General features: G+C 62.0%; 15 protein-coding genes and 2 pseudogenes. 6 read left to right on the top strand and 11 right to left on the bottom strand.

Annotated elements, in window-relative coordinates; all coding sequences use genetic code 11:
• Positions 1–201: 201 nt before the first annotated feature.
• Positions 202–1,356, top strand: coding sequence for an ROK family protein (locus M728_RS28765; RefSeq protein ID WP_026621500.1), 1,155 nt, complete (start codon positions 202–204; stop codon positions 1,354–1,356).
• Positions 1,357–1,536: 180 nt separating this feature from the next.
• Here the strand turns inward: M728_RS28765 and M728_RS28760 are convergent.
• The 3 genes and pseudogenes from M728_RS28760 to M728_RS28750 all read right to left on the bottom strand — a co-directional run.
• A pseudogene (locus M728_RS28760) lies at positions 1,537–1,713 on the bottom strand (type II toxin-antitoxin system RelE/ParE family toxin); the annotation flags it as partial.
• Positions 1,713–2,018, bottom strand: a pseudogene (locus M728_RS28755) (type II toxin-antitoxin system RelB/DinJ family antitoxin); the annotation flags it as partial. The pseudogenes M728_RS28760 and M728_RS28755, both read right to left, overlap by 1 nt.
• A gap of 90 nt (positions 2,019–2,108) precedes the next feature.
• Positions 2,109–2,585: an Lrp/AsnC family transcriptional regulator gene (locus M728_RS28750; RefSeq protein ID WP_026621501.1), complete on the bottom strand. Its 477-nt coding sequence runs from the start codon at positions 2,583–2,585 to the stop codon at positions 2,109–2,111.
• 101 nt (positions 2,586–2,686) lie between these two features.
• Here M728_RS28750 and M728_RS28745 point away from each other — a divergent pair, with 101 nt between their 5' ends.
• Genes M728_RS28745 through M728_RS28735 form a run of 3 tightly spaced genes read left to right on the top strand, consistent with a single transcriptional unit; the run spans position 2,687 to position 6,285 of the window.
• Positions 2,687–3,886, top strand: a complete 1,200-nt coding sequence (locus M728_RS28745) for a diaminopropionate ammonia-lyase (RefSeq protein ID WP_026621502.1) — start codon at positions 2,687–2,689, stop codon at positions 3,884–3,886.
• A complete protein-coding gene (locus tag M728_RS28740; RefSeq protein ID WP_026621503.1) occupies positions 3,883–5,121 on the top strand; it encodes a Zn-dependent hydrolase in 1,239 nt (412 codons plus the stop codon). Before M728_RS28745 ends, M728_RS28740 begins: the two co-directional genes overlap by 4 nt.
• A gap of 3 nt (positions 5,122–5,124) precedes the next feature.
• Complete coding sequence (locus M728_RS28735) at positions 5,125–6,285, top strand: M20 aminoacylase family protein (RefSeq protein ID WP_026621504.1); 1,161 nt, start codon at positions 5,125–5,127, stop codon at positions 6,283–6,285.
• A gap of 337 nt (positions 6,286–6,622) precedes the next feature.
• On the opposite strand, the gene M728_RS28730 is transcribed toward M728_RS28735, so the two are convergent.
• The 8 genes from M728_RS28730 to M728_RS28695 form a co-directional block, all read right to left on the bottom strand.
• The gene (locus tag M728_RS28730; protein ID WP_026621505.1) at positions 6,623–7,828 is read right to left on the bottom strand and encodes an FAD-binding oxidoreductase; all 1,206 of its coding nucleotides are present in this window, start codon (positions 7,826–7,828) and stop codon (positions 6,623–6,625) included.
• Positions 7,825–8,643 carry an NAD(P)-dependent oxidoreductase gene (locus tag M728_RS28725; RefSeq protein WP_026621506.1) on the bottom strand — a complete coding sequence of 273 codons (819 nt, stop codon included), beginning with the start codon at positions 8,641–8,643 and terminating at the stop codon, positions 7,825–7,827. Before M728_RS28725 ends, M728_RS28730 begins: the two co-directional genes overlap by 4 nt.
• Before the next feature lie 11 nt (positions 8,644–8,654).
• On the bottom strand, positions 8,655–9,860 hold the full coding sequence (locus M728_RS28720; RefSeq protein WP_026621507.1) for a pyridoxal phosphate-dependent aminotransferase: 1,206 nt from the start codon (positions 9,858–9,860) through the stop codon (positions 8,655–8,657).
• Positions 9,857–11,476 carry a hydantoinase B/oxoprolinase family protein gene (locus M728_RS28715; RefSeq protein ID WP_026621508.1) on the bottom strand — a complete coding sequence of 540 codons (1,620 nt, stop codon included), beginning with the start codon at positions 11,474–11,476 and terminating at the stop codon, positions 9,857–9,859. The genes M728_RS28720 and M728_RS28715 overlap by 4 nt, the downstream gene beginning before the upstream one ends.
• A gap of 3 nt (positions 11,477–11,479) precedes the next feature.
• Positions 11,480–13,558, bottom strand: coding sequence for a hydantoinase/oxoprolinase family protein (locus tag M728_RS28710; protein ID WP_026621509.1), 2,079 nt, complete (start codon positions 13,556–13,558; stop codon positions 11,480–11,482).
• A complete protein-coding gene (locus tag M728_RS28705; protein WP_026621510.1) occupies positions 13,555–15,231 on the bottom strand; it encodes a thiamine pyrophosphate-dependent enzyme in 1,677 nt (558 codons plus the stop codon). The genes M728_RS28710 and M728_RS28705 overlap by 4 nt, the downstream gene beginning before the upstream one ends.
• Positions 15,232–15,319: 88 nt before the next feature.
• A complete protein-coding gene (locus M728_RS28700; protein ID WP_026621511.1) occupies positions 15,320–16,066 on the bottom strand; it encodes an SDR family oxidoreductase in 747 nt (248 codons plus the stop codon).
• Positions 16,059–16,808 carry an SDR family NAD(P)-dependent oxidoreductase gene (locus tag M728_RS28695; protein WP_026621512.1) on the bottom strand — a complete coding sequence of 250 codons (750 nt, stop codon included), beginning with the start codon at positions 16,806–16,808 and terminating at the stop codon, positions 16,059–16,061. Before M728_RS28695 ends, M728_RS28700 begins: the two co-directional genes overlap by 8 nt.
• Before the next feature lie 95 nt (positions 16,809–16,903).
• On the opposite strand from M728_RS28695, the gene M728_RS28690 reads away from it, so the two are divergent.
• Both M728_RS28690 and M728_RS28685 read left to right on the top strand, forming a co-directional pair.
• Positions 16,904–19,948, top strand: coding sequence for an FAD-binding and (Fe-S)-binding domain-containing protein (locus tag M728_RS28690; protein WP_026621513.1), 3,045 nt, complete (start codon positions 16,904–16,906; stop codon positions 19,946–19,948).
• A 56-nt stretch (positions 19,949–20,004) separates the two neighbouring features.
• Positions 20,005–20,736, top strand: a complete 732-nt coding sequence (locus M728_RS28685) for a FadR/GntR family transcriptional regulator (protein WP_026621514.1) — start codon at positions 20,005–20,007, stop codon at positions 20,734–20,736.
• The last annotated feature ends 354 nt before the right edge of the window (positions 20,737–21,090 follow it).

Here is a 21,090-nt window from a genome sequence, read left to right as displayed (position 1 = left end):
ACAAAGCTTCTCTGTGCCCGGACCGACCTCGATCCGGACTGACTTGGAACTCTCGATTGCTTTGAGATCATGCGGGCGGAAAATTCTCGCTCCGCAGTCTCCTCCTCATTGCCAACATGGACAAGCTAGCCTAACTTCACATCAGGCACAATCGTTAATTTAAGAAATAAACTAACTCTGCCAGATGCGGGAGACTGAGTTTTGAGAGGCAATGCCAGCACGTCACGCGCCCTGAACAGGCGGCTGATCCTGAACCTGCTACGCAATCGCGGACCGATCTCGCGCGCGGAACTGGCTCTGGCCACCGGCCTCAGCCCGGCGGCGGTGACCTTCGTCGTCACCGAATTGATGGACGACGCGCTGGTGATCGAGCGCGAGGCCATGTCAAGCGCAAACGGGCGCCGTCCCATTCCCGTCGACATCAATTACGAGGCGCATCTGGCGCTCGGCTTCAAGCTGAACCGCGACAACATCGCCTGTGTGCTGACCGATCTCGCCACCACGCCCCTGGCCACGCTCGAGGCCGAGGTGGCGGAAACGACGCCTGAAGGGATGATCCACGCAATCGAGCACACGATCCCACGCCTGCTGACCGAGGCCCGCCGGGATGAAAAGGATATTATGGGGATCGGTGTCTCGATACCCGGCGAGGTCGATCCACAAAAGGGCCTCTGCCTGCAGAGCCCGCGATTCGGCTGGCGCGACTTGCCCTTCGCCGAGATGCTGGCCGAACGTGTGCATGCGCCGGTCTGGATCGATGACGACGTGAACGCCTTTGCGATTGCGCAGAAGCTGTTTGGCGCGGGCCGCAACCACCGCAATTTCGCGGCGCTTGCGATAGGAACCGGGATCGGCTGCTCGCTGGTGTTGAACGGGGAGATCTACCACGGCAGCAACAGCAGCGCCGGCAAGCTCGGCCATATCACCTCGATCCCCGGCGGAGCGCTTTGCGAATGCGGACGGCGCGGCTGCCTCATGGCCCACGCCGCCGAGCCCGCGATGCTGGACGAGTACCAGCGCAGAAAAGGCGCGCCGACATCGCGAACCGCCTTTGCCGCCGCTGTGGATAGTGGCGACGAGACGGCGCTTACGATCGTCGGCGAGGCCGGCGCGCGCATCGGCCGGCATCTTGCCGATCTCGTCAATCTCTTCGACCCGGAAGTAATTATCGTCGGCGGAGAGGCCGTCCAGTTCGGCGACGCGCTGCTCACACCGCTACGAAGCGCAATGGAGGAGTTCCTTTTTTTCTCCAGACCCGAGCTTCTGACGGACTGGGTGCCGAGCTCTTGGGCCCGCGGAGCGGCTGCGCTCGCCACCCAGAGCATTTTCGACTTCGAGCGTTCGCCAAGCGGATAGCCTAGCCAGTCTTGATTGTGTTTCCGTCTGAGATAAAGCAGTTGAACGGATTCGAACCGCCGCCGCCGCTGTATGCGTTGATTCAGCTAGTTGGCAAAGAGTCCGGCCATTCCTGCGCGCCAGAATGCGACTTGTTTCGCCAACGGTATATACCGCGACATATGGCGTCCCGTTGATCACAAGTTCGCGTGTGCCAGCAATATTGCCGATGCGACCACTCGCAGGAAAGTCGATCAGCCGGCGAGTGGCGGCGGCGATCCGCTCCTCGATCAAGACGGCGGAGGGATTGTCTGACTCGAGATAGGTGAAGATGGCGTCGCGATCCGATAACGCGAACGCAGACCAGGTACGATGCACGATTTGGGTGCACGCAGTTTGAGGCGCGCTGTCGCGCGACGTTCCGCAAAATGCGCCTCGACTTCATCATCAGAGACGTCCGGTCGAGTATCGTTCAGCGCTTCGAGCACTTTAACGCGAAACCAGGCATCATGCGCCTCGCTGCCCGAACGAGGCTCAGGTGACAACCGACACTCGTTGGCGGTGCGGGTCAGCAGGATACGGACCGCATCAGATACAGTAAGGCCCGTGCTCTCAAGCACCGCAGACGCTCGGTGCCGAACGTCGAAATCAATACGCGTTTGGACAAGGGCGTTTGCAGCCAACGATCTCCGTTGCCAAGACCGTGATGCATCTGAATGACACTAACAAGGTTGAGGTCATCAAGTCGCCAACAGAGTGGCCCAAATCTATCGTCACGGCGGAACGCTCAATCCCACCTTGATCCGGTCCATCGCGACGAAGGTCCGGAAGCGTTTGACGTTATTGTTACCAAAAAAAAGACGCCGGGTCAGGGTTTCGTAGTCGGCCATCGAGGGTACGACGATGACGAGAACGAAATCGGCTTCGCCGGTCACGTAATAGCACTGCTGGATTTCAGGCGAAGACGCAAATTCGCGTTTGGCCCGCTCGATCTGTTCCGCCGTCTCGCTTAGGACCTCCACCTCGACGAAGATCGTGATCGGCTTGCCGACGGCGGCGGGATCGACAATGGCGACATTGGCGCGAATGACGCCCTCTTCCGTCATGCGCTTGATCCGGCGTTGCACGGCGGGTGCCGAGAGATTGACGGCCTCGCCGATCGTGCGTTGCGGCGTGGTGTTGTCGCGTTGCAGGATCTCGAGGATTTTACGGTCGAAGGCGTCGAGCTGCGGTGTGCTGGCGGGCGGCATAAGTGTCCGACGAAACAAAATTGCAAAACAGGGAGCCATTATCAGCGCCTTTTTCGCATTGCTTGCAATATGTTTCCGCCAGACATAACACGAGGCCCCTCATGTTTACCCTCAATACCCATGCGGACTATCGACGCCCTCTCGACCCGGCGGATGCTAATACACTCGGCATCGACGCGGCGACCAATGTGGAAGCCCACCTCAAGCACCGCGAACATAATCGCGAAACGCCACTGGTTTCCTTACCCGCGCTTGCCGCCGAAAGCGGTGTCGCGGCGATCCACGTGAAGGATGAGGGACAGCGGCTGGGGCTCGGCAGCTTCAAGGCGCTTGGCGGCGCCTATGCCGTCATCCGCCTGGTTCTCGAGAGAGCAACGGAAGAACTGGGGCGTGTGGTCGAAATGGGCGAACTGCAATCGCCGGAGGTTCGCAAAATCTCCGGGAGCATGACGGTTGCCTGCGCCACGGATGGCAATCATGGCCGATCGGTCGCTCAAGGCGCTCAGTTGGTCGGCGCGAAGGCGGCGATCTTCGTCCATTCCGGCGTCAGCGACGAGCGTGTGGCGGCGATTGCCCGCTTCGGCGCCGAGATGATCCGCGTTGCCGGAAGCTATGACGATTCTGTCAAGGAGGCCGCCCGCGTTGCCGACGAACGTGGCTGGACCATCGTCTCCGACACGTCCTGGCCGGGTTACGAGCGCATCCCCGGCCTGGTGATGCAGGGCTACACCGCACTTGTGCGCGAGGCGCTCAGACAGATGCCGGAGCCACCGACCCATGTCTTCATCCAGTCGGGAGTCGGTGGCATCGCCGCGGCGGTCGCCGGCCATCTAGCAATCGTTCTGGATGAAAGGCGTCCAGTTTTCACGGTCGTTGATCCGGCGCGGGCCGCTTGCCTGTTCGAGACGGCGCGGGCGGGCCATCCGGTTACCGTGCCACATGGCGAGTCGACCGTGATGGCAATGCTGGAATGCTACGAACCGTCGCTCGTTGCGTGGCGCATCCTTTCACGTACCGCCGATGCCTTCATGACCGTTGACGAGGAAGACGCGATTTCCGTGATGCGAAGGCTTGCCAACCCGATCGGCAAAGATCTGGCTGTCGTTGCAGGCGAGAGCGGTGGGGTGGGTCTTGCCGGGTTTCTGAAGGCGGTTGCCGATCCGAAGATGAAGGCGGCCCTTTCCATCGGGCCGGATTCCCTGATTTTCGTGGTCAACACGGAAGGCGCGACCGATCCTGCGCTGTACCGGGAAGTCGTCGGACGCTCGCCTGAAGATGTGATGTCGTGGAGTGCGCAATGAACAACCAGTCTATCAACCCAACCCGGCTGCTCGGCAGGCTTGCCGAACTAGGCGCAATCGGCCGCGATCCCGGCGGCAGGCTCACACGCCTTGCCGCTTCCGATACGGAAAAGGCGGGCCGCGACCGGTTCGCTTACTGGATCGAGGCCGCGGGTCTGGATATCGCCATCGACAGGATCGGCAATGTCTTCGGCATCTGGAACCCGGAGGGCGTGGCGGATGCTGCGCCGCTGATGCTAGGCTCGCACATCGATACCGTGATCGATGCGGGGATTTATGACGGCTGCTACGGCGTGCTCGCAGGCCTCGAGGTTATCGAAGCGCTGAAGGAAGCGGGCTTTTCTCCTTCGCGTCCCATCACCGTCGCCGCCTTCACCAACGAGGAGGGCGTGCGTTATGCGCCCGACATGATGGGATCGCTCGTCTACTCCGGCGGGCTTGATGTGGATGCCGCGCTTGCGACCGTCGGAACCGATGGAACGGTGCTCGGCGACGAGCTTCGGCGCATCGGCTATGCCGGCAACCATGAGCCCGGATTCCTGAGGCCGCATGCCTATATCGAGCTGCATATCGAACAGGGCCCGGTGCTGGAGCGTGAGGGCATTGCGCTCGGCGCCGTGGAAAATCTGCAGGGCATTTCCTGGCAGAGGGTGACGATCGAGGGTGACGCCAACCACGCGGGAACGACGCCGATTTCCATGCGGCGCGACGCCGGCCATGCGGCTGCCCGGGTCATCACCTTCTTGCGGGACCGCGCCAGAGCGTCCAACACGCCGACGGTGGCGACCGTCGGCTGCATGGAATTCCAGCCCAACGCCATCAATGTCATCCCGTCGCGCGCCACCTTCACCGTCGACCTCCGCGATCCGGACGAAACCCGGCTCAAAGACGAGGAGGCAGCACTTGCCGCCTTCCTCGAAACGATCGCGAAGGAAGAGGATGTCGCGATTTCGGTGGAGCGGCTAGCGCGCTTCGAGCCGGTTCAGTTCGACGCGGGCATTGTCGGAGCGATCGAAACGGCCGCCAGGGCACGTGATCTCACCTGCCGCCGCATGACGTCGGGCGCCGGCCACGACGCGCAGATGATCGCCCGGATTGCGCCTTCGGCCATGATCTTCGTGCCGAGTAAGGACGGCATAAGCCATAATCCGAAGGAATTCACGGCGGATGGCGATCTCGTTGACGGAGCAAACATCCTGCTGGACGTTGTCCGGAAACTGGCGGGAGAGGGATAGGCGATGAACCTGGAGCAATTGATCGCGGACATGCAGGCATGGAGACGCCATCTCCATGCCAACCCGGAATTCGGCTTCGAGGAGAAAGGGACTGCGGCCTTTGTCGCCGAAAAGCTACGGGAATTCGGCCTTGACGATGTCAGTGAAGGCGTCGGCGGGACGGGCGTCGTCGGCACGCTGAAGCGTGGCAGCGCCAACCGCTCGATTGCGCTCAGGGCCGACATGGACGCGTTGCGCATTCCCGAGCAATCGAACCTTTCTTACCGGTCGCGCAATCCGGGCGTCATGCATGCCTGCGGCCACGATGGCCATACGGCGATGCTGCTCGGCGCGGCCAGGATGCTCGCCGAGGACGGCGGCTTCGACGGCACGGTGCGGTTCGTGTTTCAGCCGGCCGAGGAATGGGGCAAAGGGGCGCTGGCGATGATCGATGACGGCATCATGGAACGTTTCCCCTTCGACGAAATCTACGGCATCCACAACATGCCGGGCCTGCCAGTCGGCCATTTCCAGACCCGGCCCGGCGCCATCATGTCGGCGGAAGACAATTTCGAGATCGTGCTGAGCGGGCTTGGCGGCCATGCGGCACGCCCGAACGCGACGAATGAGGTGCTGGTGGCGGCCTGTGCGCTGGTCGTAAACCTCCAAACCATCGTTGCCCGCCGTCTCGATCCCACCGATATCGCCGTGATCTCAGTGACCGAACTTCTCACCGACGGCACCCGCAACGCACTGCCGGGCACGGCCCGAATCCTCGGCGATTGCAGAAGCTTTCATCCTTCGGTCAGCGCCGAAATCGAAAAGCAGATGCGCATCATCGCCGACGGCACGGCGCTCAGTTACAATGTCGGGGTCAAGGTCGACTACACGCGGGAGTTCGTTCCCTTGCTCAATGATCCCGAGCTTGCGGACGAGGCATTCGCCGCGGCGGCCGACATCGTTGGCGCGGACAACGTATCTCGCCGTGCCGAACCGATGACAGCCTCGGAAGACTTTGCGCGCTTTCTCGATTTCGTGCCCGGCTGCTTCGTCTTCCTGGGTAACGGCGAACAGTCCAAGCCCCTGCACAACCCGTCCTACGACTTCAACGACGACGGGCTCATCCATGGGGCAAATTTCCATGCGGGCATCGCTCGCAGGCGCTTGGCTCAGCCCCCGGTCTGAGCCGGACGGTGCCTCGCAAACCGGTCAGCCGCAAACTTTCGTCAGGGCATTGTCAATTGCATCGGTAATCCGGTCACTGAGTCAAGTCGTGTTGCAAATGATCGAGGATGATTCAGCATGCTCTCCCTGAAGTGATTGCGATAGCATCGTCGTTCCGCATCAAATGAAAAATCGGAAACCGGGCATTCCTCGGATCGGCTTTCGAAGACGAGGAGTGTCCCGCTTTTGTTTTTTCCGGTGTGGTTCGTACTATGCGTGGTCAGGAGAACTTACCCCAATCACCTCGGTCCAGGGCTGTCAATCGGCCACGGTCACGGCCCATCCGCCGCTGATGGTCTCAAATGACCGCCTTCTCAAGGAAAGGCCGATTGGCAACGACCCGCTCGTAGCCGACTTCTGTCAGATCAAGGCTCCGATACTCACCATAGATGACAAGTTCCGACACGCCCCGCCCGGTGGCCGGACCCTGCTGAAGGCCGTGGCCGGAAAAGCCGTTGGCGAAGATAAAATTGCGGACTTCCGGATGCCGGCCAACGATCAGGTTGTGGTCCAGCGTGTTGAAATCATAGTGACCGGCCCACTGGTTGACGACCTTGATGGCCTCGAATCTCGGCGACCGTTCGGCCAGCGCCGGCCAGATGATATCCTCGAATTCCTCGTAGCGTGGCTCGAAGTCGTCCCAATCCGAGGTCGGATCCTCGACCGGCGGACATCCTGACAGGAAGAAGCGGCCTTCCGGGCGGCAGAACACGCCACTCGGGTCGATCATCAGTGGCAGCCGGCCGCTGTTGATATTGGCTGTACCCTCGGGCGTATCGGCGCAATCGAAGACGAACAAGGTGCGCTTGCGCGGCTCGACCGGGATATCGAGGCCGGCCATGCGGGCCGTCAAGGCAGCACGTGGACCGGATCCATTCACGATCGTGCCTGCGCCGATGCTCCGGCCCGATTTCAGGACGACGGACGTTACCTTATTGCCTTCCCGGCCGATGCCGATCACCTCGTCGGTGATGTATTCCGCGCCGAGCGAGCGCGCCTTGTTGCGAAAGCCGTACATCAGGCCAGTGTTGTTGAACCAGCCCTCGCCGGACCGGCCATAGGAGGCAAGCTCGATGTCGCTGACGTTGAGATGCGGAAAAGCATCGGCGAGTTCGTCTCTGTTGAACAGCACGACATCGGCGCCGCAGGAAATCTGCACCTCATGGTTCTCGCGGAGGATCTGCACCTGCTCGAGCGTGCTGGCCAGGAACAGGTAACCGCCGGGGTGGAAGCAGAGATCCGGCCGGTCGTTTTCAACCTGCATCATGTCGGCGAAGTTGCGGATAACTTCTGAGCCGTATTGGCTGATCCTGACATTGATCGGGTTGGAGAACTGCGTCCGGATCGAGGACGACGACAGCGAGGTCGACGCCTTCGCATAGGTCGGATCCTTCTCGATCACGAGGATGGAGCCATCGAAATCCGGATTGGCCGAGAGATAGTAGGCGACGGCCGAGCCGATGACGGCGCCGCCGACGATCACGACATCATAAGTATCCTTCACTTCGCCACCTCGTCATCAGGATGCGGCAGATCGACGAACCAGCCCCCGAGATGCTGGGTCGCCAGCGCGTGCGGGTCGAGCCTAGGCACAGCGGCCTCCACCTTCTCACGCGCGAATTCGGTATTGTCCTTCGGATGATAGCCGAGCCGGCTCCAGTTGGTGTTGTCGACGGGGCAGACCTTGTTATCGGACAATCCGAAGGCAATGGTGCAGCCGATATGCGGCGCGGTCAGCGCCGCATCCACGAGCCGGACGCAATCGTCGAAGGACAGCCAGGACCATAGCATGCGGCGCTCCGGCGGTTCTGGGAAGGACGAGAAGATGCGCAGGCAGGCGCTTTCCAGGCCGAACTTATCCCAGTAGAACTGCGCGAGCGCCTCGACGAAGCATTTCGACACGCCGTAGAGGCTGTCGGGACGAACCGGTGCGGTCTCATCGATATTGTCGGTCAGCTTGTGATAGCCGATGGCATGGACGGACGAGGCATAGACCACGCGCTTTACGCCGTGACGACGGGCGGCCTCATAGATGTTGTAGCTGCCCTGGATATTGGAGGCGAGGATCGCTTTCCACGCCGTCTCCAGTGGCGCGCCGCCGAAATGCACGATGGCATCGACGCCCTTGACGGCGTTCTCGACCGCATCGGCATCCGCAAGATCGAAGACAAAGGCTTCTTCATGCGGCGCAAGATCGGTGATCTCGACCCGGTCGGCGACGCGGACTTTGCCGGCAAGATGCACCAGCCCCTTGCGCAGCTGGGTGCCCAGCCGTCCGGCGGCGCCGGTGATCAGAATAGTGTTGAAATCCTTGGCCATGGTTCTGCCCGTCACCTCTTGAGCTTGGCAACTGCGCGGCCAATGCGCGCCACGGCCTCAATCAGTACCTCGTCCGATGTCGCCGTGGAAATGCGGAAGAAAGGCGACAGGCCGTAGGCCGTGCCCGGCACCGCCGCCACATGACCTTCCTCAAGAAGGTATTTGGCAACCGCGACGTCGTCGGCCAATGTCTGCCCGGACGGCGTCACCGCACCGATAAGCGCGGCGCAGCCGATATAGGCGTAGAAAGCACCTTCCGGCGGATCGAGCTGCAGCGCGTCGATCTTCGAGATGCCTTCCACCACGAGGTCACGTCGGCGTTCGAAGACGGTGCGGAACTTTGCCACCTCGTCCTGCGGTCCCTCGAGCGCAGCCTTGGCGGCGATCTGGGCCGGTGCGCTCACCGATGTACAGGATTGGCTCTGGATGGTCGCCATCGCCATGATCAGGTCCTTGGGACCGGCGGCATAGCCGACGCGCCATCCGGTCATGGCATAGGCTTTCGAGACACCGTTGACGATCACCGTGCGATCGAGCAGGTCCGGGCAGGCCGCGCCGAAGGAGACGAAGGTCCGGCCGTCGAAGATGATGTGCTCGTAAATCTCGTCGGACAGGATCAGGACCTGCGGGTGCTTGGCCAGCACCGCGCCGAGCGCCTGGAGCTGCTCCCTGGAATAGACCGCACCCGAGGGATTGCCGGGCATGTTGAGGAACAGCCAGCGCGTCCTGTCGGTGATCGACGCTTCGAGCACGTCGGGCGTCAGCCGGAAGCCCGCTTCGGCCGGGCCTTCCGGGGTGACGGGCACGCCGCCGAACAGCTTCGCCATCTCGGGATAGGACACGAAATAGGGCGCGGGAAGAAGGATCTCGTCGCCCTCCTCCACTGTGGCCATCAGTGCGTTGAAGATGATCTGCTTGGCGCCATTGGCGACGGCGATCTGGTCGAGCGCATAATCGAGGCCGTTTTCTCGGCTGAACTTGGCCGCGATCGCCTTGCGCAGATCCGGCGTTCCGAGCGAAGCCGTATAGAGCATGCGCTCCCGGCTGGCGGCCTCGAACGCAGCCTTGGTGATGTGGGCGGGCGCCGCAAAATCCGGCTCGCCAAGCCCGAGATCAATCACGTCGACGCCGGTCGCGGCAAGCTCCTTGGCCGCCTGGGAGACGGCCATGGAGGCGGATGGCTTCACCGCCGACAGTCGGCTGGCAATATAGGTCACGACTTCTTCTCCGTAACATATCCTTTGGACAGATCTTCGGCCCGGGCTTCGCGCGAGCGTTCGGCAGGATCACCGAAGCCGCCGCCGCCCGGCAGTTCCAGCATCAGCCTGCGGCCGGCGGGCACGTGCTGCCAACCCTTGGGACGCAACCTGGTGCCGTCATCGAGCCTGGCCGAACCCGGCGCACCATCCCCACCACCCGCACGGCCGCGGGCCGGCGTCGAGATGCGGTCGAACATGGCCGAGAAATCGAATTCATGTCCGTCGGCAGGCGCGATTTCGATTACCTGGCCAAGGCCGCCGCGATATCTGCCGTCACCGCCGGAATTCGGCCGGAGTTCCTTTCGCCAGATGACGATAGGGCCGGTATGTTCGGTCGCCTCGATCGGCATCGTGTGGACACCCGATGGGAAGGCCGTCGAGGAAAGACCGTCGAGATCCGGACGCGCACCCATGCCTCCTGAATTGAACATCAGCACCTCGGCGCGCCGGCCGGGCGTGCCGGCAATCGGACGCACCGAGATATGTACGTTCCAGAGCGCCGCTGCCCCTTCCGCCAGGATCTTCCCCGGAAGCGCCTTGGAAAGCGCTCCGAGCACGAGATCCGGCACCATGTGGCCGATAACATGGCGCACGGAAACCGGCGCCGGACGGCCGGCATTGAGGATATTGCTGGGCGAGGAGACGTTGAATACGGCGAGCGAAGCCGCATTGTTGGGGATGTCGGGCGCGACGACACATTTCAGCGCATAGCAGGCATAGGCCTTGGTGTAGATCAGCGGCACATTGATGCCCCAGCGGCTGACGCCATCCGTGCCGGAGAAATCGACATTGATGCCCGTGTCGGTAATCGAGACCTTGGCGGCGAGCTTTATCGGCTCGTCATAGCCATCGGTCAGCATCTCGTTTGCCCAAGAGCCCTTCGGAAGATTGGCGATGCGCTCCATGGTCGCGGCATGGGTGCGCGACAGGATGAACTCGCCCAACATATCGAGATTGTCATAGCCGACTTCGTTGAGCATCTCGATCAGGCGACGGTGACCGACGTCGTTGCAGGCGGCGAGCGAGAAGAAGTCGCCGATCACCTGGTCGGGCTCGCGGACGTTGACACGGAGGATCTTCAGCAGATCCTTGTTCACCACGCCCCGCTCGGCGAATTTCATGATCGGGATCTGGATGCCTTCCTCGTACACCGACTTGCCGTCGGCGCCGAAACCGCGCCCGCCGACATCGACAACATGGGCGGTGCAGGCAAAGAAGCCGATCAGCCGATCGCCCTTGAAGGATGGCGAAACCATCGTGATGTCGTGCAGATGGCCGGTCCCCTTCCAGGGATCGTTGGTCACATAGGTATCACCCGGATACATTTCTTCGCGCGGGATCTCGGCGATGAAGTGCAGCACGGCCTCGGCCATGGTGTTAACGTGGCCCGGCGTTCCGGTCACGGCCTGGGCCAGCATCTCGCCCTTGGCATTGTAGACGCCGGCCGACAGGTCGCCGGCCTCGCGCACCGAAGTGGAGAACGCCGTGCGGAGCAGGGTCAACGCCTGTTCCTCGACCACCGAGATCAGCCGGTTCCACATGACCTGCATGCGAATTTCATTGATGTCGCTCATGGATCAGAGCCCTTTCCGCACGAGCAGGATAGTGCCATCCGCCTGGATCACGGCATCGAACGGTGAAGTGACGACGGTCGAGGTTTCCCTCTCGACGATGACGGCGGGTCCGGAGATCCGTGCACCGGCTGCGAGCGCGTCGCGCGGCACGATTGCCGTTTCCAGCTCCTTGCCGGATGCCGGGTCGAAGACCTTGCGCGTGGCATGGCCGGATGCCGGCCGGCCGCCGGCATCGAGGGCGAACTTCTCGCCCTCGGGACGAATGTCCTGCGCCTTGACGGACCAGGTCACGAATTCCACTTCCGGACCCTCGACCGCACGGCCGAAGAATTGCGCGTAACGCTCCTTGAAGGCCTTTTCGATCGCGGCCTTGTCCGCGTCGACAAATGGGACCTCGGGCATGGGCACCGGGATTTCCCAGCCTTGGCCGGCATAGCGCATGAAGGCGGTCACTTCACGGGTGATCGCGCCGTCGGTGCCGGCGCGCACGAAGCCTTCGGCGGTCGCCTTTAACTGGTCGAGCATCGTGTTGATCGACGCCGCGTCGAATTTCGACAGGCGCATGATCTTGGAGGCGAGCGCTTCATAGCCGAACGGCGCCTTGAGGAAGCCGATCGCCGAGCCGACGCCGGCGCCCCGCGGGATGAGGCAGCGATCGACGCCGAGCTTTTCGCAGAGCCGCGCCGCATGCAGCGGAGCCGCGCCGCCAAACGCGATCACCGTGTTGTCGAAAATGTTTTTGCCATGCTCGACGGCGTGCACGCGCGCGGCATTGGCCATGTTCTCGTCGACGACCTCGACGATGCCGAAGGCTGCCGACTGAGGTTCGAGGCTGAGCTTTTCGCCGACATCACGCGCGATCGCGGCCCGGGCATTGTCGAGGGAGAGTTTGATCTTGCCGCCGGCGAAATTGTCCGCATCGAGCTTGCCGAGCACCAAGTCGGCGTCGGTGATGGCAGGGCGCTCGCCACCCCTCTGATAGCAGGCCGGGCCGGGTTCCGAAGCCGCCGATTCCGGGCCTGCCTGGATCCGTCCCATGGCATCCACCCAAGCGATCGAGCCGCCGCCGGCGCCGATCTCGATCATCTCGATGACCGGAATGGAGATCGGCATGCCCGACCCCTTGCAGAAGCGGTAGGTGCGGGCGACCTCGAAGGTTCGCGCGGTCTGCGGCTCGAAATCCTCGATGAGACAAACTTTCGCCGTGGTGCCGCCCATGTCGTAGGACACGACTCGATTCAGGCCGAAGCGGCGGGCGATGTCTGCTGCAAAGATCGCGCCACCCGCGGGACCTGACTCGACCAATCGTACCGGGAATTCGGCCGCGGTCTCCACCGAAATGAGGCCGCCGCCGGAATGAATTATGAAGACCGGGCATTGCGCACCCATCTCCTTGAGGCGCACCTGCAGGCGGGAAAGGTAGTCAGTCATCTGCGGCCGCACATAGGCATTGGCGCAGACCGTGTTGAAGCGCTCGAACTCCCGCATCTGCGGCGACACTTCCGCCGAGATCGAGATCGGAATACCGAGCTTGCGCGACAGGATTTCCCGCGCCCGCTCTTCATGCGCCGGGTTCATGTAGGAATGAATGAAGCCGATCGCGATGGCGCCGAAACTGCCTGCGGCGATGGTCTCGGCGATCGCTTCGAGCGCTGCCTCGTCGAGCGGCTGGAGTTCGCGCCCCTGCGCGTCTATGCGCCCCTTGACGGTGAAACGGTCTTCTCGGGGGATGAGCGGCTTGGGCAGCACGAGGCTGAGGTCGTACTGTTCGAAGCGGTTCTCGGTCCGCATTTCGAGGACGTCTCGGAAGCCTTCTGTAGTGACCAGTGCCGTCCGGGCGCCACGGCGCTCGATCAGGGCATTGGTCGCAAGCGTGGTGCCATGGATGACGATGTCGATATCACCAGGTGTAATGCCGGCGTCCCTGACGACGATCTCTATGCCGTCGAGAATGGCCTGCTCCGGCGCGGCATAATTGGTCAGCACCTTGGTCGAATAGAGCGTTCCCCCGACATCGAGCGCGATATCGGTGAAGGTGCCGCCGATATCGGCGCCGAGACGGATTTGGTGACGCGACGTCATGCGGGTTCCTTTGCGGCGAGAGCGGCCTGACGCATCTGGCTGAGCGTGCGGCGCGGTGTCAGTGCTTCCGGAGAAATGTCGAGATCGAGGAGGGCGCCGGTCTTCGAGGCACGGGCACGCTCGAAGGCGGCAGCGAAGTCAGCCGTCGTCGCGACATGCTCGGCATGGAAGCCATAGGCTTTCGCGAGCGCTACGAAATCGGGATTGACCATGGTCGTGCCGGAGACGCGCTCCGGATAGTGGCGTTCCTGGTGCGCGCGGATGGTGCCATAGATACCGTTGTTCAGGAGCAGGATGATCGGCTGCGCGCCGGCCTGCAGCGCGGTTGCGAGCTCCTGACAGTTCATCTGAAAATCGCCGTCGCCGGCGAAGCAGACGACTGTGCGATCGGGATATGCCACCCTGGCCGCCACTGCAGCGGGAACGCCATAACCCATGGCGCCCGACTGCGGCGCCAAGAGGCGCGCCTTCGGACCGAACCTGAAGAACTTGTTCGGCCAGACGGTGAAGTTGCCGGCGCCGTTCGTGAGGATGACGTCGTCGGGCAGGATGTCGTTGAGCAGCGTCGTGACCTTGCCCATGTCGACGGGAGACGGCAGGTCGGCCAGTTCGAAGCCCTTCAAATAGGCATCACGACCACGCTTGCGCCATTCGGACCATGGCCCCTTGACCGGCGCCAGATCGCTCAATGCCTGGGCAAAGGCATTCGGCCCGGCCTGGATGCCGAATGCCGGACGATACACCTTGCCGATCTCAAGGTCGGAGCCATGGACGTGAATGATGGCCTGACGCGGGCTCGGCACGTCGAAGAGAGTGTAGCCGTCCGTGGAATTTTCGCCGAACCGATTGTTGATCGCGAGAATGACATCGGCGTCCTTGAGAATCGACTTGACGGATTCGACCATGCCGACACCGGCTTCGCCGCAAAAGGTCGACGAATGATTGTCATATTGGTCCTGGTAGCGGAAGACGGCGACCACGGGAATATCCGACGCCTCGGCGAATTGCTGCACGAGCGCCATCGCGTCCGGCTTCCAGTTGCAGCCACCATAGAGGATGACGGGGCGCTCGGCGGCGCCGAGCATGTCGCGGAGACGCGCCATGGCAGCCGCCGATGGCGACGGCTCCGATATTTCGAGCGGGCCCGGAAGTGGCGCGGCATCTGTCAATGCGGTGAGCATGTCTTCCGGCAGGGCGATGACGACAGGTCCGGGACGCCCGGTGACGGCCATCGTCCAGGCCCGGGACAGGATCTCCGGGATCCGATCGGCGTCATCGATTTCGACGGCCCATTTTGCTACCGTTCCGAAGGCTGCCCGGTAATCCACCTCCTGGAACGCTTCGCGGCCGCGCATGTCCCGTCCGACCTGCCCTACGAACAGCAGCATCGGAACCGAGTCCTGCATGGCGGTGTGCACGCCGATCGAAGCATTTGTGGCCCCCGGCCCGCGCGTGACGAAGCAGATGCCGGGCTGGCCCGTGAGCTTGCCATAGGCCGCAGCCATGAATGCAGCCCCGCCTTCGTTGCGGCACAGGACGTAATCAAGGCGCCCACTCGTGTCGTGCAGCGCGTCGAGGACCGCGAGGTAGCTCTCGCCTGGCACACCGAAACTCTTCGTCGCTCCGAGCCCGACCAGGCTATCGACGAGGAGCTTTCCTCCATTCCGTTTCATACTGGTTTCCCTGAACTGTTGAGATGGATTGGCATGCGTGAGGCGACATGCCGTCATCGCGCGGCCGTAGGCCGATGGCCTCAGCGATCTATTGCTCGAACTTGACCATCTGGCCGCCACCCGCGGCCTGATCGGTCGGCAAAACCTCGACCCGAGCCACATCGACAAAAACCGGCAGTTCTATGGCGTTAGCGATGACCGCCGCAATGTGCTCCGGCTGGATAGGCCTGTAGCCGTCATAAAGAACGGCCTGTGCCTGGTTGTCGGCAATGGCCGTGCGGTAGAGATCGGTCTGGACGCGACCGGGCACGACCTCCGTCACCCGGACCGACGTGCCGAGGAGATCGCAGCGCAGATTGTCGCAAAACAGGCTGAGCCCGGCCTTGGACGCGCCATAGGCACTCATTGAGGGATAGGGCGCCTGGCCGCCGGTGGAACCGATGAAGATCAGGTGTCCCTTCTTGCGGGCGACCATGCCCGGAAGGACAGCGCGGGTGAGATGCATGGGTGCCTTGAGATTGACATCGATCATGGCATCGATTTCGGCCGGATCGATCTCGTGGAACAGGGCGCGGGTCGACAGGATCCCGGCGTTGTTTACGAGGATGTCGATCTCGACATCCGCAAAACGCGCGGCCAGCGCGGCTGTATCACGAACATCCGCCTGCACCGTCTTCGCCCCGGACGACGCCGCCAGATTTTCAAGGGCGGCGGCATTCCGTCCCACCGCGTAAACGTCGAGGCCCATCTGCCGGAGCCTGAACACGGTCGCCCGGCCGATGCCGCTCGTCGCTCCTGTGACGACGGCCGTTCTGTAACCCGTGCCGTCAGACATAGATGTAGCCTCCGCTGATCACCACGTTCTCGCCAGTGGCATAGGTATTTCGGCTGCTGGCCATCATGACGATCCATTCGGCCATCTCGACCGGCTCTGCGGCGCGACCGAGGGCACTTGCCTTGGCAAGCTCGGGCAGGAATCCCAGCTCCTTTGCGCGATCGGTGGCAAAGCCCGCCGGCGCAACAGAGTTCACCAGAATACCGTCGGCCGCGCATTCCTGTGCAAAGGATTTGGTGAGGCTGACAACCGCGGCCTTGGTGGCGGCGTAATGGGCGTTCTGGGGATGGGCCTTGAACGCATCAACCGAGGTGACATTGACGATACGGCCGGCGACTTCGGGCGGGTTCGCAAAGCTGCGCATATGCCGAACGGCCGCCACCATCATGTGGTAGGTGCCCTTCACGTTGATCGCGTTCTCTAGATCCCATTCCTCGTCAGTAATTTCGAGGATCGGCCTGCGCGGGTAGATGGCCGCACTGTTGACCAGCGCGTGGACCCGGCCAAGCTTGCTGACAATCTCGTCAAAGCCGCGATGTGCCGTCTCGGCCCGCGAAATGTCCGCCACTGATGTCGCCACCTCAGCGCCGAGCGCCCGAAGCGTGTCGGAGGAGCTCGCCAGGAGCTGCTCGTTGCGATCGATCAGGCCGATTTTGGCCGCCCCACGCTCCACCATCAGCCTGGCTGTCGTCAGTCCCAGCCCCGAGGCTCCACCAACGATAATAACGGTCTGCTGCTGCATGTCTCCCCTCGCGCCACACGGTTGCGTCATTTAATTTGTATGTTATCACTTATATGCCAAATTTTTTCGGCGACAAGTGGTTTTTGGAGGCATGCGTGATCCCGCGCCTGAAAGTTGACGGAGTTCCCGAACCGACTGACCCGGGTTTTCTCGAGCGGCTGATCGAAAAGGGGTTCCAGGGCGATATCGAAACTGGGCGCGATAGCACGATTGTCGCCTCGACCGACAATTCGATCTACGAAGTCCTGCCCGCCGGGGTGATTTTTCCGAAGCATGGCGACGATTTGCGCCGTCTCGCCTCGACGCTTGGCGAGCCGGGTTTCGAACATGTCGTGACGACTCCGCGCGGTGGAGGAACCGGAACCAATGGTCAATCGCTGACGAGCGGATTCGTCATCGACTGCTCCCGTCATATGAACCGCATCCTTTCAATCGACGTGGAGAGGCGGATTGCCCGCGTCGAGGCGGGCGTCGTCAAGGACCAGCTCAACCGGGCACTCAGGGACTACGGGCTGTTCTTTGCTCCTGAACTGTCGACATCCAACAGGGCAACCATCGGCGGCATGGTCAGTACGGATGCCTGTGGCCAGGGCTCATGCATCTATGGCAAGACAAGCAACCACGTTCTTGGCCTGCGGATAGTCCTTGCCGATGGTACGGACTGGTGGGCGCATCCCGTCGACGCCCGGGAATTGTCGCAGATCACGGCTCGCGGCGACAGGATCGGCGAAATCCATCGTGTCCTGCAGGCCATCCATCTGGAGAAAAAGGCCCTCATCGAGCGCACATTCCCCAAGCTTAACCGCTACATGACCGGGTACGATCTCGCCCATATCATACGCGAGGATGGCCGCTTCGATCTCACTTCGGTGCTGTGCGGAGCGGAGGGAACGCTCGCCTTCATCGCCGAGGCGGATCTGAATCTCCTGCCAATCCCGGCCGAGTCCGCCCTCATCAACATCCGCTACGACGATTTCAATGCGGCGCTGGAAGACGCGCGGACAATGGCCGCTCTTGGCGTCGCCTCTGTGGAAACGATCGATGAAACGGTGCTGCGACTGGCGCGCGCCGACATCGTCTGGCCAACCATAGCACGGTTTTTCCCCGACGACGGGCAGACGAATGGCATCAATATCGTGGAAGTCATCGCCGACAACCGCGAGGCGCTGGCAGCCAAGCTTGCCTCCATTTCCACATCCCTGGCGTCATGCGGAAGCGTAGCACGGCGTGGCCATACGATCGCAGACTCCCGTAGCGATGTCGAAGCGATCTGGACGATGCGCAAACGCGCCGTCGGAATGCTCGGCAATGTCGACGGGCCGGTCCGACCCGTCGCCTTTGTGGAGGACACGGCCGTCCCACCGGAAAATCTTGCGGCCTATATCAGGGAATTCCGCGCCCTTCTCGACGCCGAAGGACTCGGTTACGGCATGTTCGGGCATGTGGACGCCGGCGTGCTGCATGTCCGGCCCGCGCTCGATCTCACCCGGCCGGACCACGAAGCCCTGGTTCGCCGCGTGAGCGACGCGGTTGTAGCACTGACGCGCAAATATGGCGGCGTGCTCTGGGGCGAACATGGCAAGGGCGTGCGGTCGGAATATGTTCCCGAATATTTCGGCCCGCTATACGAGGCCTTGCGTGACATCAAGCGCGCCTTCGACCCGCATGACCAGCTGAACCCCGGCAAGATCGTGACCGCGCAAGCATCTCCCCTGACGCGGATCGACGAACCACCGCTCCGTGGACAGCTGGATCGCCCCATTGCACCCAATGCGCGGACGTCCTTCGGCAATGCTTCCTTCTGCAACGGAAACGGCGCCTGCTTTGATTTCGATGCCGACAGTCCGATGTGCCCCTCCTACAAGGCAACCCGCGACCGTCGCTTCTCACCGAAGGGACGCGCGATGTTGTTCAAGCAATGGCTGCGTCAGCTTGGATCGGCCGGTGTCGATCCCGTCCAGGCAGCCCTTGAGGCCAGAACGCGCAACCGCCTGCTCATATGGGCGAGCAGCGCGTGGCATTCGCTTAATCCATTAAACCGACAGGACTTCTCGCATGATGTCCGGCGCGCCGTGGACAATTGCCTCGCCTGCAAGGCCTGCGCCGGGCAATGTCCGGTCAAGGTCAGCGTGCCCGAGTTTCGATCGAAGTTTCTCGAGATCTATCACGCCCGCTATCTTCGTCCGCTCAAGGACCCGGTTGTCGCGATGATCGAGCAGTTGCTCCCATGGCTGGCACATGTGCGGCCGGCCTATAATTTCCTTGTCCGCTCGCGGGCCGGGCAATCGGCGACGAGGACTTTGGGGTTGACCGCCCTTCCCGAAATGCCCGAGATCGACCTCTGGAAAAGATTGCGGGCCATGGGTATCGAGCTCGCGACACTGCGGAACGTCGCATCGAGCCGAACCATGGACGGCGCCAACGCCATCGTGTTCGTCGTCGATGCCTTCACCGGCTACTACAATCCCGAGCTTGTGATTGCCGCGGTGTCACTGGCCCGCAAGCTCGGCCAGCGGCCGTTCGTCCGCGCGTCGATCGCCAATGGCAAGGCCCTGCACGTTCACGGCTATCTCAAGGCTTTCGAGAAGCTCGCGATCAACAATGCCACGGAGCTTTCGGCCCTGGCGGACGCGGGCGGCACCTTGGTCGGCCTCGACCCGTCCATGACGCTGGCCTTTCGATCAGAATACAGGCAGGTCACCGGGGCCGTGCCCGATGTGCTTCTTCCCCAGGAATGGTTGCGGTCCCTCACACCGCGGATCAAGCAGTCCCTCGCCGCATCGCCGGCGAGCCTGCGTCTGCTTCTCCATTGTACCGAGCGAACAAACCTGCCGTCGGCGAAATCCGATTGGCAGACGATTTTCAACGCCGTGGGCGTCACACTGAGTGTGCCTTCACTTGGATGTTGTGGAATGGCGGGGACATTCGGGCATGAGGCCAAGAATCGAGAGCTGTCAGAGCGGATTTACGCCATGAGCTGGAGTAGCATGCTTGCCAGCCATGATGGTGCAGAATCGCTCGCCACAGGCTTTTCGTGCCGATCCCAGGTGCAAAAGATCGACCGGCGCCGCCTGCGCCATCCGATGGAATTCCTGAACTCTCTACCGGTTGGAAACACTGCCAATGGCAATGTAGAATGATATGTGATATGTGGTAAATTATGCAGGCCGCAACGGCGTAACGGCGGGAGAATTTGTTGTCAGTCATCACGCAACGGGGCAATCTGGCGGAGATTGTCGTCGCCCAGCTTACCGGCCGTATCGACTCCGGTGTCTACCTTCCGGGAGAAAAGATCCCGTCGAGCGCGCAGCTGTGCGAAGAATTCGGCGTGAGCCGAACTGTCATTCGCGAAGCCCTGACGTCGCTGAGGGTTGCCGGTCGGGTTATTTCCCGTCAGGGTGACGGCGTCTATGTGACGGAACGCGACTCCAAGGCGCTCAATTTCGAGATCAGCCGGATCGAGGACATCCGTTCCGCGATGGAAATCCTCGAGCTTCGTCTTGGCGTCGAAATGCAATCCGTGGCGCTTGCCGCGGCACGCCGCACCCCCGAAGCGCTCGCCGATATCGCGCGCGCGTTCGATTATCTCGACAATGTCGAAAGCGATGACGCCGAGGTCGAGGCGCGGGCGGATTTCGAGTTCCACCTAGCGATCGCCCGGGCAACCCGCAATCCACACTTTCCGCAGTTTCTCCAGGCCGTCTTCAGCGAGATCAGCTTCGACCTCGTCATGAAACACCGTCAATCGGCGCGGACCCATCAAACCTATCTGAAAAAGATCAACAAGGAACATGCCGCGATCTTCGCGGCCATCACCCAAGGCGATGTAAAATCAGCCAAGAGCGCGTTGGCCGCACATCTCGAAGAGAGCCTCAACAGATATCGTGCGATGCTGGACGAGCCGCAAATCGTTGAGACCGCCGAGTAACGAGTTCCTCCTCCCGCTCCAGTGAGAATGGGACGTAAAGGGTGTATGGCAATTGGTAGCTGTTGGCATCGATGTGACGCAAGTCAAAGGCGTTACAGCATCAGTCCGCGCTATCGTTCAAGGACTTTTGGCGGAGTTGAAGCGACCCTGTTTGAGAGACAATGCACGAACTATGATCCCCGTCTCCCCTGGTTCAGCCGGAACAATCATGATGCTATCGTCAACATCTGACCGAGCGTGCCCGGCTATCAAGCCGGTGATGTCTCGTCCAGCCCCAGGCTCGGCAATTTGACGCAGCGCGTCGGTGCGGTGACACTGGACGATTGCATCCACTACGGCCGCCAGGCTCTTGAT

This window comes from Ensifer sp. WSM1721, assembly GCF_000513895.2.
Classification (GTDB): Bacteria; Pseudomonadota; Alphaproteobacteria; order Rhizobiales; family Rhizobiaceae; genus Sinorhizobium.
This window is presented reverse-complemented; position numbering and strand designations above follow the sequence as displayed.

Bases quoted from the DNA above. Each gene is read 5' to 3' on its own strand.
- M728_RS28750 (WP_026621501.1), bottom strand. From the start codon at position 2,585: ATGCCGCCCGCCAGCACACCGCAGCTCGACGCCTTCGACCGTAAAATC.
- M728_RS28745 (WP_026621502.1), top strand. From the start codon at position 2,687: ATGTTTACCCTCAATACCCATGCGGACTATCGACGCCCTCTCGACCCG.
- M728_RS28740 (WP_026621503.1), top strand. From the start codon at position 3,883: ATGAACAACCAGTCTATCAACCCAACCCGGCTGCTCGGCAGGCTTGCC.
- M728_RS28735 (WP_026621504.1), top strand. From the start codon at position 5,125: ATGAACCTGGAGCAATTGATCGCGGACATGCAGGCATGGAGACGCCAT.
- M728_RS28725 (WP_026621506.1), bottom strand. From the start codon at position 8,643: ATGGCCAAGGATTTCAACACTATTCTGATCACCGGCGCCGCCGGACGG.
- M728_RS28715 (WP_026621508.1), bottom strand. From the start codon at position 11,476: ATGAGCGACATCAATGAAATTCGCATGCAGGTCATGTGGAACCGGCTG.
- M728_RS28710 (WP_026621509.1), bottom strand. From the start codon at position 13,558: ATGACGTCGCGTCACCAAATCCGTCTCGGCGCCGATATCGGCGGCACC.
- M728_RS28705 (WP_026621510.1), bottom strand. From the start codon at position 15,231: ATGAAACGGAATGGAGGAAAGCTCCTCGTCGATAGCCTGGTCGGGCTC.
- M728_RS28700 (WP_026621511.1), bottom strand. From the start codon at position 16,066: ATGTCTGACGGCACGGGTTACAGAACGGCCGTCGTCACAGGAGCGACG.
- M728_RS28695 (WP_026621512.1), bottom strand. From the start codon at position 16,808: ATGCAGCAGCAGACCGTTATTATCGTTGGTGGAGCCTCGGGGCTGGGA.